We start from the raw sequence: 14,931 nt of genomic DNA on the forward strand, positions 1-14,931 counted from the left end.
GTCCGTCGGTATTACGGCAGTTCTGCCCAGGCGGTGCCGAGGGGGGTGTCGAGCTGCTTCAGGACGATCCAGCCGTAGGCGTCCTGCTGCTGGCAGTCGTACCAGGCCACGTCCGCGCCGTTGCCGCGGCAGGCGATGGTGTTGTTGGTGCCGTACGGGGTCATGATCAGCAGTTTGCCGTCGGCCTTGGCGTTCAGGGCGGCGGGATCGGTGTAGGAGACGAAATTGGCGGTGACGTCGGCGTATTTGGTGGGATCGACGCTATCGGCACCGGCGTGCGGCGCAAGGCTGAGAACAACACCGGCGGCCAGCGCGGCGACGGTGAGCGATTTCTTGATCATGGCCTGGATGTCTAACACGTTCCGGTGAACCCGCAGTGGCGAAACGATGTCACGCACACTTCCCGCAACTCACACCCCGAGGTCACCGACCAGGTGGCACTCCGAAACAGACTTCCGCGCAGGCTGATTGGAATGTCGCTCCGGTCGAGGTGAATTCACCTGCCGTACACCCGGTGGATGAAACCGGCCGGGCTGATACGGAAAGAGACGCGCTCACCTCGATCCGAGGTGAGCGCGTCTCCCGATGTCCGGGCCGGAGGGACGGTGCGGCCCAGCACCGGCCGCTGGGTGGGCGGCCGGCGGGACAGGTCTGGTTAGCTTCCGGCGCTTCCGGTCAACCCGCCGAGTAGGCCGCCGAGCAGCCCGCTCGCACTGCCGGTGCCCGCGCTGCCGCCGGTGCCGCCGGTCGGGGGAGTGGTGCCGCCGCCCGGGTGGGCCGGGTCGACCACGTTCACCACGATCGTCTTCACATTGCCGCCCTGCGAGGCGGTGATCAGATGCTGCCCCGCGGTGGTCGGCGTCCAGTTCAGCGTCGAGGAGCCGACCGGCCACGGGACCTTGCCGGCCGGGGTGAGGGTGTTGCCGTTGTCGGTCCAGTACACGAGCAGGCCGATGCCCGCGCCGCTCAGCGCGGCGGTGAGCGTGTACTGGGTATTGATGGTGTACGGGTCGCTGCCGGAGACGGTCACGGAGTCGACGGTCGCGCCGGCCTGGGGCGCTGCGAAGACGGCGACGGCGGCGGCGATGGCGCCACCGGCGACACCCGCGCCGATGCGGCGGGAAAGGGAGTTCATACCGGGTGTTCCTGTCAGTTCGAAGTGTTGCCGCTGCTGCCGCTGCCGAGCGGTCCGGCCGGGCCGAAGCCGCTGCCGGAGCTGGAGCTGCCCGAGCCGATCGGCGCATCGCTGACGTTCACGATCGTGGACTGCGTGCTGTTGCCCTGCGAGACGGTGAGGATGTGCTGGCCCTTGTCCGACGGGGTCCAGCTGATGCTGGAGTGTCCGGGCGGCGACGGAATCTTCGGGCTGCCGATGAAATTGCCGTTGTCGCTGAAGTACACGAGCAGTCCGACCGAGGCGCCGCTGAGATCGGCCGAGATCGTGTACTGGGTACCGACCTGGTAGTTCGAGCCGCTGACGGACACGGTGTCGACGGCAGCGCACGCGGTGGGGGCCGTGAGTACGGCGACCGCGGCGAGGGCTGCGAAACCGGTGATCCCCGCACCGGCCGTGCGGGCGGTGATCCTCGGTGGTGCGTTGCGCATGTGTTCTCCTGTGCTGCTGCCCACGGGGACGGGTGTGGGCATCCGCACACTAGGTGACCCGGTGAGTGAAATGTAGTTATTTCGAAAAAATTATCAAGCAAGCGTCCGCTTGGTTTCGGTGGGTGCGCGAAATCCCGGGGAATTTCCCGCACCCACCTGTCCGGCCCGCACTGCCCGCGAACCGCTTTCGGGCCTACGAGCTGCCGAAGAGCCCGCCGAGCAGCTTGCCGGCGCTGCCGGTGCCACTGCCGCTACTGCCACTGCCGCTGCCACTGCTGGGTGACGTGGTGGGCGGCGTTGTGGTCGGAGGAGTCGTAGGCGGGGTCGTGGGCGGAGTGGTCGGAGGAGTCGTGGGCGGGGTGGTCGGGGGAGTGGTCGTCCCGCCGCCCACGTTCAACACCACGGACTTACTGCTGCTGCCCTGTGACACGGTCAGGATGTGCTGGCCGGGAGTGGTCGGGGTCCAGTCGAGCGAGGCGTGCCCCGGAGGCCACGGCACCTTGCCGACCGACGTGAGGCTGGTGCCGTTATCGCTCCAGTACACGAGCAGGCCGACCGAGGCGCCGCTCAGATCGGCGGTGGCGGTGTAGGTGCTGCCGACCTGGAAATCCGATCCCGAGAGGGTGATCGTGTCGACCGTGGCCTGCGCCGTCGGCGACATGGCGATCACGATGCCCGTTCCGGCGGCGATCGCCAGTCCCGCCGCCCCCGCGCCGATGCGGCGGCGAGTGTTGTTGTTGCGCATGGGTTCTCCTGTGCACTCCAGGGAAAGAGATTGCGCCCCTGGAGAATCGATAGTCGAGAGTTTTCCGGCCGTCCGTCAGAGGCCGAAGGGCAGGCCGTTGGCGCTGCCGGTACCGCCGCCACTCGGGGTCGTGGTCACCGGCGGCGTGGTGGTCACCGGAGGTGTGGTGGTCGGCGGGACGGTCGTCGGCGGCACCGTGGTGACGGGCGGGTCGGTGGTGGTGACGGGCGGGACCGTGGTGGTGACGGGCGGGTCGGTGGTGGTCACCGGCGGGACCGTGGTGGTCGGCGGCACCGTCGTGGTGGGCGGCACCGTGGTCGTCGGCGGGGCCGTCGTGGTCGGCGGGGTGGTGGTGGTCGGCGGGGTGGACCCGTCGGTCACATTCACGACCAGCGATTTGGTGCTGCTGCCCTGCGAGACCGTGAGCACGTGCTGCCCGGTGGTGCTCGGGGTCCAGCCGAAGCTGGCGTGGCCGACCGGCCACGGCACCTTGCCGACGGGAGTGAGGCTGCTGCCGTTGTCACTCCAGTAGACGAGCAGGCCGATGGACGCGCCGCTGAGGTTGGCGTCGAGGGTGTAGCTGTGGCCGACGACGACATTCGAATCGGAAATGCTGATCGAGTCGACGCTCGCATGCGCCGGGGACGCCGCGAGGACGGCGACGACGCCCGTCGCGACGGCGAGCCCGGCGATGCCCGCGCCGAGGTAGCGCCGGCTGGGCGGGGTGTTGCTCATGAGTTCTCCTGTGCTGCGACCCACGAGGGGGGAGTGGGTTCGTCGCACAGTAGGGGAGCGGGGATGTGAAATTAGGTATTTTCAGAAAGTTACCGGCGGGTTACTACTTCTTTGCGGGCTTCTTTGCGCCACCGGCCGGCTTGGCCACGGCGCTCGCCCGCTTCTCCTCGGCAGCCTTCTCCTGGGCGATGACCGTCGCCGGATGCACCGCCACGATGCCCAGTCCCTGCCGCCGCCGGCAGTGCTGCGCCAGCTCGTCATAGGCGGGTTTGCCGAGCAGTTCGATCAGTTCCGGCGCGTACGCCTCCCAGACCGGCCGGGTGCCGACATGCGCGTCCGGCGAGCCGGTGCAGTACCAGTTCAGGTCCAAACCGCCGGGCCCCCAGCCGCGGCGGTCGTACTCGCCGACGACGGTCCGCAGAATCTCCACCCCGTCCGGCCGGTCCACCCAGTCCTGGGTGCGGCGAATGGGCAGCTGCCAGCACACCTCCGGCTTCACGGTCAGCGGTTCCAGGCCCTTGCGCAGCGCCATCGTGTGCAGCGAGCAGCCGATGCCGCCCGCGAAGCCGGGCCGATTGAGGAAGATGCACGCGCCGTCGAACCGCCGGGTGCGCAGCGCGGGCTCGTCGTCGAGGTCGTCCTCTTCCAGATACAGCTTCTTGCGGACCTTGCCGTTCTCGTCCTGGGCCTCCGGCATGAGCTGCCAGTCCTCGGGTGTGAGCATTTTCACAGCCTTGGCCAGCTTCTTGCCGTCCTCCTCGTCGGAGAGGAACGCGCCGTGCGAGCAGCAGCCGTCGTCCTCACGCCCGGCGATGATGCCCTGGCATGCGGGAGTGCCGAAAACGCACGTCCACCGCGACAACAGCCAGGTCATATCGGCAGCAATCAGGTGCTCATCATTTGCTGGATCAATAAATTCGATCCACTCCCGGGGGAAGTCCAGTTCGACTTCGGGGGCCGGGTCGATCTTCGCCGCTGGTCGCAGCCCGGTAGGACCACTCGCGGATGCACCTGATGTCACAGTGCGGAACGCTAACAGCTCGGTCGCCTGGCCTGAAGTCGTGACGCACCCAGTACCGTGTTCATGTGCGGCTCGGTGTACTCGATGTGGGAAGCAATACCGTCCATCTGCTGGTGGTGGACGCGCATCGCGGTGGCCACCCGATGCCCATGAGCTCTACGAAGGCGACGTTGCGCCTCTCGGAAAGCATGGATGACCAGGGGCGCATCACGCCCGCGGGCGCGGCTCGGCTGACCACGACGGTCGCCGAATTCGCAAGCATCGCAAAAACTTCCGGATGTGTGGAGTTGATGGCGTTTGCTACTTCCGCGGTGCGCGAGGCGACCAATTCCGAACAGGTGCTGGCGCGGGTGCGCTCCCAGACCGGAGTGAATCTCCAGGTCTTGACAGGAGCCGAAGAAGCCCGGCACACCTTCCTCGCGGTGCGGCGCTGGTACGGCTGGAGCGCGGGGCGAATTCTCAATCTCGATATCGGCGGCGGCTCGCTGGAGATGAGCAACGGCGCCGACGAACAGCCGGATGTGGCGCTGTCGCTGCAATTGGGCGCGGGCCGGCTCACCCGGGATTGGCTGCATCACGATCCGCCGGGCAAGCGCCGAGTGGCGGTGCTGCGCGATTGGCTGGATGCTGAGTTGGTGGTGCCGTCCAAGCAGCTGCTCGAGGTCGGCCGCCCCGATCTCGCGGTGGGTACCTCGAAGACTTTCCGATCGCTCGCCCGCCTGACGGGCGCGGCCCCCTCTGTTGCGGGAGTGCGTGTGCGGCGTACCCTCACCAGTTCCGGCCTGCGGCAGTTGATTGCGTTCATCTCGAGAATGACGGCCGCGGACCGGGCAGAATTGGAAGGCGTAAGTTCCGATCGGTCACAGCAATTGGTGGCCGGCGCGCTGGTCGCGGAGGCGAGTATGCGGGCATTGTCACTGGATACGCTGGAAATCTGTCCCTGGGCACTGCGTGAGGGATTGATCCTGCGAAAACTTGATACCGACCTGGATAGCGAACCGATAACTGGCGGACCGAACGGTGGCCAGCCGGGCACGATCGAAACGGTGTCTCGATGACCGAGGATGTAAGTCAACTGTCCGTCGCCGAACTACTGGCGCGAAACGGGCAGCAGGGCGCGCCCTCCGCCGGTGGCGGCGGGCGCAGGCGCCGGAGTGGGCGCGGCCTGTCGGTCGCGGATCTGACCGGCGATATACCGGTGGTGCGCAACGGCTCGTCCTCGCACGCGGCCTCCGACGAGGCGGCGCCGGACGAGACGGCATATGGCGCCCCCACCGCAGCGCCCCAGCCTAATTCGGGCGAAACGGACTATTCAAACTTTTCGAACTATTCGAATTACCCTGACTATTCAGGTGTTTCGCCCGAACCGCAGCCGGGTTACTCGCCCTACTCGGTACCCGATCCGGAGCCCGCCTACTCCCCGCTCTCCGGGCCGATCTCCTTCTACGACCCGCTGGCGCCCACGGAGCGCCCCGCCGGAGCGCCCTCGCTACCCGAGCCGTCCGGCTACCAGTGGTCGGACGGCTCCGGCCAATCCAGCGGCCACAGCGCCCCCGGTGTCGAGCCGCCCCGCAGCGGGCGCCGCCGCAAACCCGACCCGCTGGACGCGGACGTCTCGCTGTCCGAGCTGGAGGACCCGTCCGCCCCGCCGCCGCTGCGCGGGGAGAGCGGCCGCCGCCGGCGCCGCTTCGATCCGGACGACGAGACCACCGAGGTGCGGCCCTTCCGCGGCAGCCGGGCTCCCGAGCCGGGCAACGGCTACGCCGGTCTCGACAGTGCGATGGGCGGCCTGGAGAACGGCGCCCGCACCCGGCATCTCGACAACGGCCCGACCTGGTCGCCGGAACCGCTACCCCGGAATCCGAGCGCGGAGCGCGCCCCCGGATTCGACCCCCTGCAGGCGGCCGCGCCCGCCGCCCCGCCCATGTCCCGTTCGGCCCGCCGGCACGCGGAGGCCCAGCGTGAGGCGGAGGCCGAGCGCCAGCCCGCCGCCCCCTCCTGGCCGCAGCAGCCGGAACCCCAGTGGCAGAACGAGGCGCCGCGGCAGCCGCAGGCCTGGCAGCAGGACGCGCAGCGGCAGCCCGAACCCCAGTGGCAACTCGACGGCCAGCGCCCGCCCGCCGCGCTGCGGCAGGACGATCCGCGCCGCGACACTCGCCGCGGGCCGGAGCCGGATGCCGGTCGCGGCGCCCCGGTCGGCGGTCTGCCCGCATGGTCGGCGCGAAGACGTCCGGCCGCCGAGCCCGCCCCGCAGCCGGACCGGCGCGATCAGGGTTCGATCCCGACGGCCGCCTGGACTTCACCGGACCAGGATCAGCAGCTGGTCTCCGGCGGCACGGTTGCCGGTGATCTGCTGCACAATGCGCTCGAGCGCGAAGATCAACACGCGGAACAGGACTCGCGACGTGGTGGCAAACGCCGCGCCGGTGGTTCGCGCCGTCGCGGTGCGGTCGAGGAGCATGATCCGGACGAGCACCTCACCGAGGTCTTCCAGCCGCTCGACGACGACTACGACGACGAGTACGACGAGGACGACGACTACGACGACGAGCCGCGAATGTCGCTGGCCGAACGCTTTTCGGCGCTCACGTCGAAATTCCCCCGGCCTGCCGCGCGCGCGGTGTCCGCACCCTCGCGGTCGCGCGGGAATCAGTTGTCGGAGCAGGAGGACAATCGCCGCCAGTGGTTGATTCTGGCCGGGCAGAGTGTGGGCGCGGCAGTCGCGGGAATGTTGCTGTTCAAGGGTTTCGAACGCATGTGGGAAATGCTCCCGTGGGTTGCCCTGGCGCTGGCGATGATCGTGATTCTCGGTTTGGTGGCACTTGTCCGGGTCCTGCGCCGGACCGACGATATTTTCAGCACTGTGATTGCCGTCGTCGTAGGCGTCTTTGTGACGCTCGGACCGCTAGCCTTTCTACTCAGTACGAACTGAGCAGGGAGCGGCAGTGGGGAATATCGCGCAGGGGGCGAACATCGAAAATCGAGTCGGGCGAAGGGAAGTCCGAGTCGGGCTTTCCACCGCGTCCGTGTATCCGGAGAACACCGAGGCCGCTTTCCGCTATGCGGCCGAGTTGGGTTACGACGGTGTGGAATTGATGGTGTGGGCCGAACCGGCCAGCCAGAGCATCTCCATCGTGCAATCCTTCATGCACAAATACGACATACCGGTGCTGGCCATTCATGCGCCGTGTCTGCTGATCTCGCAACGGGTCTGGGGGTCGGACCCCGTCGCGAAGCTCACCCGCAGCGTGCACACCGCCGAGGCGCTCGGCGCGGCCACCGTGGTGGTGCATCCGCCGTTCCGGTGGCAGCGCCGCTATGCCGACGGTTTCGCCGAGCAGGTGGCCGAATTGGAAAACGACAGTCCGGTTTCGGTGGCGGTGGAGAATATGTTCCCCATGCGGGTGGACACGCTCTTCGGCCGCAGCGGCAATTCCATTCGCCGATTGGAGCGCCGCGGCGGTCCCGGACCGTCCATCACCACCTTCAGCCCGTCCTTCGATCCGACCGATACGGGCTACCGGCACTACACGCTCGACACCTCGCACACCGCGACGGCGGGCACGGATGCGCTGATGCTGGCCCGCCGCATGGGATCCGGGCTCACCCACCTGCATCTCGCCGACGGCCGCGGCGCCGCCACCGATGAGCACCTCATCCCCGGCGAGGGCACCCAGCCGGTCGCCGAACTGTGTGAAATGTTGGTCGGCAACGGTTTTCAGGGTCAGGCGGTGATCGAGGTCAATACCCAGACGGCCCGCACCACCATGGACCGCGCCGCCATGCTCGACCGCGCCCTCACCTTCGCCCGCACCCACCTCAACGGCGTCACCCCGCCGGTTCCGGAACCCGCGCCGACCGGCGTCAGCACGCGCTGACCCGCCCCAGAGGCGTCTGCACCCGCCGGGGGTGATCCATGCCACCGGGCATTTTTTCGCCGGTCGGTCGCTTGTACGCTATACAAAATCTAGCGACCAGCAGCGTCTCGGAAGTCGGCAACTGATTTCGTGAGGTTCGGGGTAACTCCCGGGGTACGTCCGAAATAGGTTCGGCACCCAACCGCCGGTACGCGTGCAGAACGGCGCACGGCACTCGGTCGGGCGCTGAAGTTCGGGGAGGCGGATCGGATGACAACGGAGTTGACCGTCGAACGTGAGTGGGCGAGCAGCCCCGCAGACGCGCCCTTCAGCCGCGTCTGCGCGCTGACCGAACTGCCCTCGGGCGATCCGGGCATCGGCCGCTACCACGGTGTCATCGACCGCATCTGGACCATCGGCACCAAGCTGCACGGCGGCACCATGGTCGCCGGCAGCGCCGCGGCCGCTCTCGAATGGCTGCGCCGGACCGCCCCCGAGCGCGCGGATATGTTCCCGATCGCCGCCAGTTCCGACTTCCTCGGCGCCCCGGATCCGGGCGAGGTCGAGTACGAGGTCCGCACCCGCAAGATCGGCCGTCAGATCTGTCTGATCGACGCCAGTCTGATCCAGGGCGGTCGCGTTCTGGTGCACACCGCTTTCACGTTCGGGCACCTCGACGACACCGCACCGGCCTATGCCGCCGACCACGCGCAGGACATGTCCGCCGAGCCGTCGGCCGACGCGCTCGCCTACGACGAGCGGAACCCGATGGGCAAGATGGTCCATGTGGCACAGGGCTCTTCGGTCGCCATCGACCCGAAGTGGGCCCGCTTCCTCGCCGGTGAAACCGCGGAACCCCGTCTGCGCCTGTGGATTCGCCCCCTCGACGGTGATGAGCAGGATCCGGACGTCGCCACCTTCTTCGCCATGATGGCCGCCGACATGTCCCCGCCCGTCCCGATGAACCTCGGCCAATTCGGCTGGGCCCCAACGGTTCAGCTCACCACCTACCTGCGCCGCCGCCCGGCCCCGGGCTGGCTGCGCGTCATCGCGCACAGCCGCGAAGTTGGCGGCCGCATGTTCGACGAAGATCAAATGGTCATCGACTCCACCGGAGCCGTCGTCGCCCAGAGTCGCCAGCTCGCGCTGATCCCGCAGCCGCGGTAGTCGTCGCATTTGCCGCATATGCGGCGGCGGCGTTGTGTCCTTCAACCATTAACCTTGGAATCCATGACGAGGATTGCGGTGATCGGTGGAGGCCGGATCGGGGAGGCGCTGATCGCCGGGCTCCTCGAATCCGGACGGGCGAGCAAGGATCTGGTGGTGGTCGAGCCGGTGCCGGCTCGCGGAGAGTTGCTGGCGCAGCGTTTCGGGGTCCGGGTTACCGAGGTGGTGGCCGAGGCCGCCGCGGGCGCCGATCTGATCGTGATCGCCGTGAAGCCGCAGGATGTCGACGGTGTGGTCCTGGAGCTGGCCAAGGCCGAGCTCGGTGAGCAGGAGCAGGAGGCCGTAGTGGTCTCGCTGGCCGCGGGCGTGCCGACCGGCCGCATCGAGGTGAAGCTGCCCGCGGGTTTCCCGGTGGTGCGGGTCATGTCGAACACCCCGATGCTGGTGGGCCAGGGCATGAGCGCCATCGCCCCCGGCCGCTACGCCCGCAAGGAGCAGCTGGCCCTGGTCTCGGAGATGCTGGAGTCGGTCGGCAAGGTGGTGACCGTCCCCGAATCGCAGATGGACGCGGTGACCGCCGTATCCGGTTCGGGCCCGGCGTATTTCTTCCTCGTGGTCGAGGCCATGGTCGACGCGGCCGTCGGCCTGGGCCTGACCCGCGATGTGGCCACCACCCTGGTGGTGCAGACCATGCTCGGTTCGGCCGCGCTGCTGGAGGAGTCGGGCCAGAGTGCCGCGGAGTTGCGCGGGGGCGTCACCTCGCCCGCCGGGACCACGGCGGCGGCATTGCGGGAACTGGAGCGGGGTGCGGTGCGCTCGGCTTTCCACGAGGCGCTGAACGCCGCTAAACGTCGTTCTGTCGAGCTGGCCGGGACCGCCGAATAGGCTGACTCGCCAGTAGCTTGTTTGCTGCTGGGCTACGACTCGCCACAGCAAAGGCTGATTTCTCACACCCGTCGCAGCAACACCACTGGTCCCGCTAAGCTTCAAGGAGCACGTGCGTGTCTGTTCCGCCGGTGGGGAAGCCGGCGGCGCGGGCGTGCCGGAGGTCAGTGGCGCAATGATGTCTGGAAACAGTCAAGCGAGGTCCGCAAACACCCCAGTCAGCGCAGTCGGAAATGTTCTCGGCGGTGGAACTCAGTTCCTTACCGTCGCCGAGGTGGCGAATCTGATGCGGGTATCCAAAATGACGGTGTACCGGTTGGTGCATTCCGGAGAGCTGCCCGCAGTGCGGGTGGGTCGTTCGTTCCGGGTGCACGCTAAAGCCGTGCACGACTACCTGGAGACGTCCTACTTCGACGCGGGGTGACGCCCGCAGCGGCCGCCGAGATGGCCGCGCTTCACGAGGGTTCGACGCAGCGTGCGAGCGGGGCAGCCCGATTCAGGGCGCACCCGTTTCGTTCGCTCGCCGGTGGCCCGGTAGCATGAACCGGCATCCTGTACGGGCCGGTGGTGCAGCCGGGCCCACGTCGGCCCGAACCGGGTAGGACTGTGCAGGGTTGAAAGTGTGCTCCCCGCGAAGGCGGGGATGACCCGAGAGAACGCGAGGAACAACCCTATGGGTTCTGTGATCAAGAAGCGCCGCAAGCGCATGTCGAAGAAGAAGCACCGCAAGCTGCTTCGCCGTACGCGCGTTCAGCGCAGGAAACTCGGCAAGTGATCGCTGGCTAGAGGCCCTCCCAATACTGTTGGGGCAAGCCTGGCCGCTGCGTCGTAGCTGGAAGCCCGTCACCTTCGGTGGCGGGCTTTCTGTTTGTCACGGGTGACAGAACTCATCGTTAGATCCTGGTTAATACCCTTCGGGGAGCACTGGTCCGCCGGTTACCCTGGGACGCGGGAATAACAGAAATGGGGGCTTGCGAGTGGGATCCGGAGCGGCAGGTTCAGGCGCCCGGGACGGTTCGGCGCCCAAGATCGTGATGGTGACCGGCGCGAGCCGTTTCTTCGGCGGCAATGTAGTGGCCAGGCTGGCAGCCGATCCTGCCATCGAACGGATCATCGCGGTGGATGCCAAGCAACCGAGTCCGGAGTTGCTGCGCCGTATGGGCCGAGCCGAATTCGTGCGCGCCGATATTCGAAATCCGTTGATACGCAAAGTTATCGACGGCAATGAAGTGGACACCGTAGTTCATCCCGCGGCATTGTCGCGCCCGCCGGCCGGTGGGGGCCGGGCGGCGATGAAGGATATGAACGTGCTGGGCGCCATGCAGTTGTTCGCGGTGTGCCGCAAGGCTTCCAGCGTGCGCCGCGTGGTGGTGCGTTCCTCCTCCGCCGTATACGGGTGCAGCGCCAAGGATCCGGTGAAATTCACCGAGGAAATGTCCGCGCGTACGCCGCCGCGTGGCTGGTTCGCCCGCGACATGATCGAGGTGGAGGGATTCGTGCGCGGCCTGGCCCGGCGCCGTCCCGATATCTGCACCGCGATATTGCGTTTTCCGCCGATTGTGGGACCGCAGTTGGCGAATCGCGGTGTGCAGTATTTCCGTTCGCCGGTCACCCCGACGATCTTGGGGCGTGATCCGCGAATGCAACTGCTGCACGAGGAAGATGCGATTGCCTCCCTCACACACGCCGCGATCGCGGCGCCAGGGGGTACCTTCAACGTAGCGGGTGACGGCGCGATGGCATTGTCGCAGGCGATCCGCCGGGCAGGCCGGATCGAAATGCCGGTGCCGTACAACGTGTTCCGCACTGTCGGCCGCACCCTGATGGGTCCGGTGATGCGGGAGTTCACCGCCGAACAAATCGACTATTTCCATTTCGGTTGCGGTCTGGACACCACCAGGATGCGCACCGAACTGGGTTTTCAGCCGCGCTGGACCACGGTGCAGGCATTCGACGACTTCATAGGGGGCGCAGCGTTGCGGCCCGTCATCGATCCTCGCTGGATCGACGCCGCAGAGAACAAACTTCTCGGCCTGCTCGGGGCTGGGACGGGAGCACACCAATGAGTGATGTAGCGAAGGTGATTCGTCTTCACGACGTGGATATCGAGGCACGGCATCGGCCGTCGCGGGTCTGGCCGGGGGAGCCGGCGCTGAAGCCGGTGACCTCGTTGACCGATCGCCTCGCCGAAGTAGAGTCCCGGCAGCCGAAGTCGCTGAGCGAGATGATCCGGGGGGCGGTGGTCGAGGGGGTCGGCCGCACCGCGGATTTCGCCAGGCGCCGCCTGACCGGCGACTATCAGGTCGACGAATTCGGCCTGGACGAACATCTGCTGGAATCGGTGATCCTGCCGATGCTGCGCCCGCTCTCGGACCTGTGGTTCCGGGTGGAGGTCAGCGGTATCGAGAACATTCCGGAGGCGGGCGGCGCACTGCTCGTGGCCAATCACGCGGGCACGGTGCCGATCGATGGGCTGATGCTGCAGCTGGCCGTGCACGATCGCCATCCCAAGCAGCGGATGCTGCGCCTGCTGGCCGCGGACCTCATTTTCGAGACGCCGGTGGTGGGCGGTCTCGCCCGCAAGGCCGGCCATACCCTGGCCTGCCCCGCCGACGCCGAAAGGCTGTTGCGCGCAGGGGAAGTCGCGGGCGTGTTCCCGGAGGGCTACAAGGGCATCGGCAAGCCGTTCGGTGACCGCTACAAGCTGCAGCGTTTCGGCCGTGGCGGTTTCGTGGCGGCGGCGGTGCGCACCGGGGTGCCGATCATTCCGGTCTCGATCGTCGGTTCGGAGGAGATCTACCCGAAGATCGGCAATCTCGAGCCGCTCGCGCGCCTGCTCGGCATGCCGTATTTCCCGGTGACGCCGACGTTCCCGCATCTGGGCCCGCTGGGCGCTATTCCGTTCCCGTCGAAGTGGTACATCGAATTCGGAGAGCCGATTCCGACGGGCGAATACGAGCCCGAGGCCGCCGACGATCCGATGACCATGTTCGAGATCACCGACCAGGTCCGCGAAACCATTCAGGGCACGCTCTACAAGCTGCTGACAAAGCGCCGGAATCCTTTTACCGGCTAGAGCTGTACTGTCTCCCGGCGACCGACGGCCTGGTGAAGCAGGCAGTCGTTCGCCGGGGCGACAACTGATTTCGTGTCGATCGGGGTAACTCGCCGGGTACGAGCTGACTTGCCCCCCACCTCACCGCCGGCGGCCGACGCAACCGTTGCCCGCCTGAGTTGGGCTTGAATTCGCGGAGAGGCGGGTCAGCTCGCTTTGGCTTCTCGTTTGCGGCTCAGCACCGCGGCCGCAGCGCCGCCGGCCGCGCCTAGCGCAAGTGCCGTCGGCACACCGACTTTCGCGGCTTTGCGGCCGGTGCGGAAGTCCCGGATCTCCCAGCCGCGGTTCTTGGCGACCTCGCGCAGGTCCGCATCGGGATTGATGGCCACCGCCGTGCCGACCAGCGAGAGCATGGGCACGTCATTGTGGCTGTCGGAGTAGGCGGTACAGCGTTTGAGGTTCAGCCCCTCACGAATGGCGAGGGTGCGGACCGCATGCGCCTTGCCCAGCCCGTGCAGGATGTCGCCGACCAGGCGGCCGGTGAATACGCCGTCATGGCTTTCCGCGACGGTGCCCAGCGCGCCGGTGAGGCCCAGCCGCTTGGCGATGACCTGCGCCAGTTCCACCGGTGTCGCGGTGACCAGCCAAACCTGTTGTCCGGCATCGAGATGCATCTGTGCGAGCGCCCGGGTGCCCGGCCAGATCTTGTCGGCGATGATCTCGTCGTAGATCTCCTCGCCGAGCGCCGCCAATTCGGCGGTGGGGCGGCCGGCGATGAACTCGAGGGCGCGCTCCTTACCGCTGCTCATATCGGCGCTGTTCTCTTTGCCGGTGACCCGGAATTTCACCTGTTTCCAGGCGATATCGACCAGATCGGAGGTCTTGAAGTATTTGCGCGCTGCCAGTCCGCGCGCGAAATGCACGATGGACGCACCCTGCACCATGGTGTTGTCCACATCGAAGAACGCGGCGGCGGTGAGATCACGCGGAATCGCGGGTCTCGGCTCGTCGTACAGTGCGAGTTCGGCGTCGTGCAGGGCGAGCGCGGCATCGGCGCTGGCCTCGCCCGCCAGATTGGCGCGCACCTCTTCATCGCTGGGACCGAACGGGCTGCGCGTGATTCGGGTGAACTGGTCCTGCAGACCCTGTCCCCAGCGGGGCGCGAATTCACCGAATCTGCCCGCGATCAAGCCCGACCGCGAGTCCTTCGAACCCTGTCCGGCCTCTTTCGATCGTTCCGGCACCAGTACCTCCGCCTGTTAGCGCGAACACGTCCACAGTAACGCCCAGGGGTGACGGTGACGTAGACGCTGACTGACATGACGGGGGTGTTGAATGAGTTTCATGAACGATTCCACCCCCTCGGTGACCCTGCTGACCCGCAATGGCTGCGGACTCTGCACGGTCGCGCTGGAGCAATTGCGGCCGATCTGCGCCGATTTCGGCATCGAGGTCGAGACCGTGGATGTGGACGAGGCCGCGGCCACCGATCCGGCCCTGCGCGCCGAATACGGTGATCGGCTGCCGGTGGTGCTGCTCAACGGTCGTGAGCACAGCTATTTCGATGTGGACGAGGCGCGCTTACGCGCCGACCTGAGCCGGTGAAACAGCGGGTCGTCCGGTTCGGCCCCCCACCGGCCCGACGCCACCCCGTAACCGGGTGTTCGACTGTTCGATTCCCGGCGCGTTGCGTAGCGGGTTCCCCGTGCGCAGGGTTGAATGATCCCGGGGCAGGAGGCCCCCCGCAAAGTGACTGAATTCACCGACTTTGTGCAGGGCTTCACAAGCGGTTACGGTGGTGGCACGCAACCCGCTCTTCAGCGGAAGCGACCCCGAACCTATGACTCGACCTTGCCTGCTC

At 67.3% G+C, this 14,931-nt stretch carries 17 protein-coding genes; 10 read left to right on the forward strand and 7 right to left on the reverse strand.

All coding sequences use genetic code 11. From position 1 onward, the window contains the following. Positions 1-11: 11 nt before the first annotated feature. The 6 genes from ABZX86_RS32965 to ABZX86_RS32990 all read right to left on the reverse strand — a co-directional run bounded on the left by ABZX86_RS32965 (position 12) and on the right by ABZX86_RS32990 (position 4,106). Positions 12-341 (reverse strand): hypothetical protein, encoded by a 330-nt coding sequence (locus ABZX86_RS32965; protein WP_327142461.1) that lies wholly within the window; start codon positions 339-341, stop codon positions 12-14. Positions 342-655: 314 nt separating this feature from the next. Next, the gene (locus ABZX86_RS32970; protein ID WP_355129178.1) at positions 656-1,135 is read right to left on the reverse strand and encodes a hypothetical protein; all 480 of its coding nucleotides are present in this window, start codon (positions 1,133-1,135) and stop codon (positions 656-658) included. Between the two features lie 14 nt (positions 1,136-1,149). Next, complete coding sequence (locus tag ABZX86_RS32975) at positions 1,150-1,605, reverse strand: hypothetical protein (RefSeq protein WP_355129180.1); 456 nt, start codon at positions 1,603-1,605, stop codon at positions 1,150-1,152. 193 nt (positions 1,606-1,798) lie between these two features. Continuing rightward, positions 1,799-2,350: a hypothetical protein gene (locus ABZX86_RS32980; protein WP_355129182.1), complete on the reverse strand. Its 552-nt coding sequence runs from the start codon at positions 2,348-2,350 to the stop codon at positions 1,799-1,801. A 75-nt stretch (positions 2,351-2,425) separates the two neighbouring features. Further along, positions 2,426-3,085, reverse strand: coding sequence for a hypothetical protein (locus ABZX86_RS32985; protein WP_355129184.1), 660 nt, complete (start codon positions 3,083-3,085; stop codon positions 2,426-2,428). Between the two features lie 103 nt (positions 3,086-3,188). Then, positions 3,189-4,106: a hypothetical protein gene (locus tag ABZX86_RS32990; protein ID WP_355129186.1), complete on the reverse strand. Its 918-nt coding sequence runs from the start codon at positions 4,104-4,106 to the stop codon at positions 3,189-3,191. A gap of 65 nt (positions 4,107-4,171) precedes the next feature. Between ABZX86_RS32990 and ABZX86_RS32995 the strand changes: the two genes are divergently transcribed. From ABZX86_RS32995 to ABZX86_RS33035, 9 genes are all read left to right on the forward strand, one after another. Beyond that, a complete protein-coding gene (locus ABZX86_RS32995) occupies positions 4,172-5,164 on the forward strand; it encodes a Ppx/GppA phosphatase family protein (protein ID WP_327142455.1) in 993 nt (330 codons plus the stop codon). After that, positions 5,161-7,038 (forward strand): hypothetical protein, encoded by a 1,878-nt coding sequence (locus ABZX86_RS33000; protein ID WP_355129389.1) that lies wholly within the window; start codon positions 5,161-5,163, stop codon positions 7,036-7,038. Before ABZX86_RS32995 ends, ABZX86_RS33000 begins: the two co-directional genes overlap by 4 nt. 13 nt (positions 7,039-7,051) lie before the next feature. Beyond that, positions 7,052-7,984, forward strand: a complete 933-nt coding sequence (locus tag ABZX86_RS33005; RefSeq protein ID WP_355129188.1) for a sugar phosphate isomerase/epimerase — start codon at positions 7,052-7,054, stop codon at positions 7,982-7,984. Positions 7,985-8,233: 249 nt separating this feature from the next. Further along, on the forward strand, positions 8,234-9,130 hold the full coding sequence (locus ABZX86_RS33010) for a thioesterase family protein (protein ID WP_355129190.1): 897 nt from the start codon (positions 8,234-8,236) through the stop codon (positions 9,128-9,130). A gap of 63 nt (positions 9,131-9,193) precedes the next feature. Further along, positions 9,194-10,015 carry a pyrroline-5-carboxylate reductase gene (proC, locus tag ABZX86_RS33015; protein ID WP_355129192.1) on the forward strand — a complete coding sequence of 274 codons (822 nt, stop codon included), beginning with the start codon at positions 9,194-9,196 and terminating at the stop codon, positions 10,013-10,015. Between the two features lie 178 nt (positions 10,016-10,193). After that, complete coding sequence (locus tag ABZX86_RS33020) at positions 10,194-10,439, forward strand: helix-turn-helix domain-containing protein (protein WP_297622623.1); 246 nt, start codon at positions 10,194-10,196, stop codon at positions 10,437-10,439. Positions 10,440-10,688: 249 nt separating this feature from the next. Then, complete coding sequence (locus ABZX86_RS33025; protein WP_003402602.1) at positions 10,689-10,790, forward strand: AURKAIP1/COX24 domain-containing protein; 102 nt, start codon at positions 10,689-10,691, stop codon at positions 10,788-10,790. Between the two features lie 259 nt (positions 10,791-11,049). Beyond that, entirely contained in the window at positions 11,050-12,081 is a 1,032-nt protein-coding gene (locus ABZX86_RS33030; protein WP_355129378.1) for an NAD-dependent epimerase/dehydratase family protein, read from the forward strand. Then, positions 12,078-13,091, forward strand: a complete 1,014-nt coding sequence (locus ABZX86_RS33035) for a lysophospholipid acyltransferase family protein (RefSeq protein WP_355129194.1) — start codon at positions 12,078-12,080, stop codon at positions 13,089-13,091. The genes ABZX86_RS33030 and ABZX86_RS33035 overlap by 4 nt, the downstream gene beginning before the upstream one ends. Before the next feature lie 185 nt (positions 13,092-13,276). Here the strand turns inward: ABZX86_RS33035 and ABZX86_RS33040 are convergent, their stop codons facing one another. Further along, a complete protein-coding gene (locus tag ABZX86_RS33040; RefSeq protein ID WP_327146759.1) occupies positions 13,277-14,212 on the reverse strand; it encodes an HAD-IB family hydrolase in 936 nt (311 codons plus the stop codon). A gap of 202 nt (positions 14,213-14,414) precedes the next feature. On the opposite strand from ABZX86_RS33040, the gene ABZX86_RS33045 reads away from it, so the two are divergent. Further along, positions 14,415-14,675 (forward strand): glutaredoxin family protein, encoded by a 261-nt coding sequence (locus ABZX86_RS33045; protein ID WP_355129196.1) that lies wholly within the window; start codon positions 14,415-14,417, stop codon positions 14,673-14,675. Positions 14,676-14,931: the final 256 nt, after the last annotated feature.

This window comes from Nocardia sp. NPDC006630 (genome assembly GCF_040611495.1).
Classification (GTDB): Bacteria; Actinomycetota; Actinomycetes; order Mycobacteriales; family Mycobacteriaceae; genus Nocardia.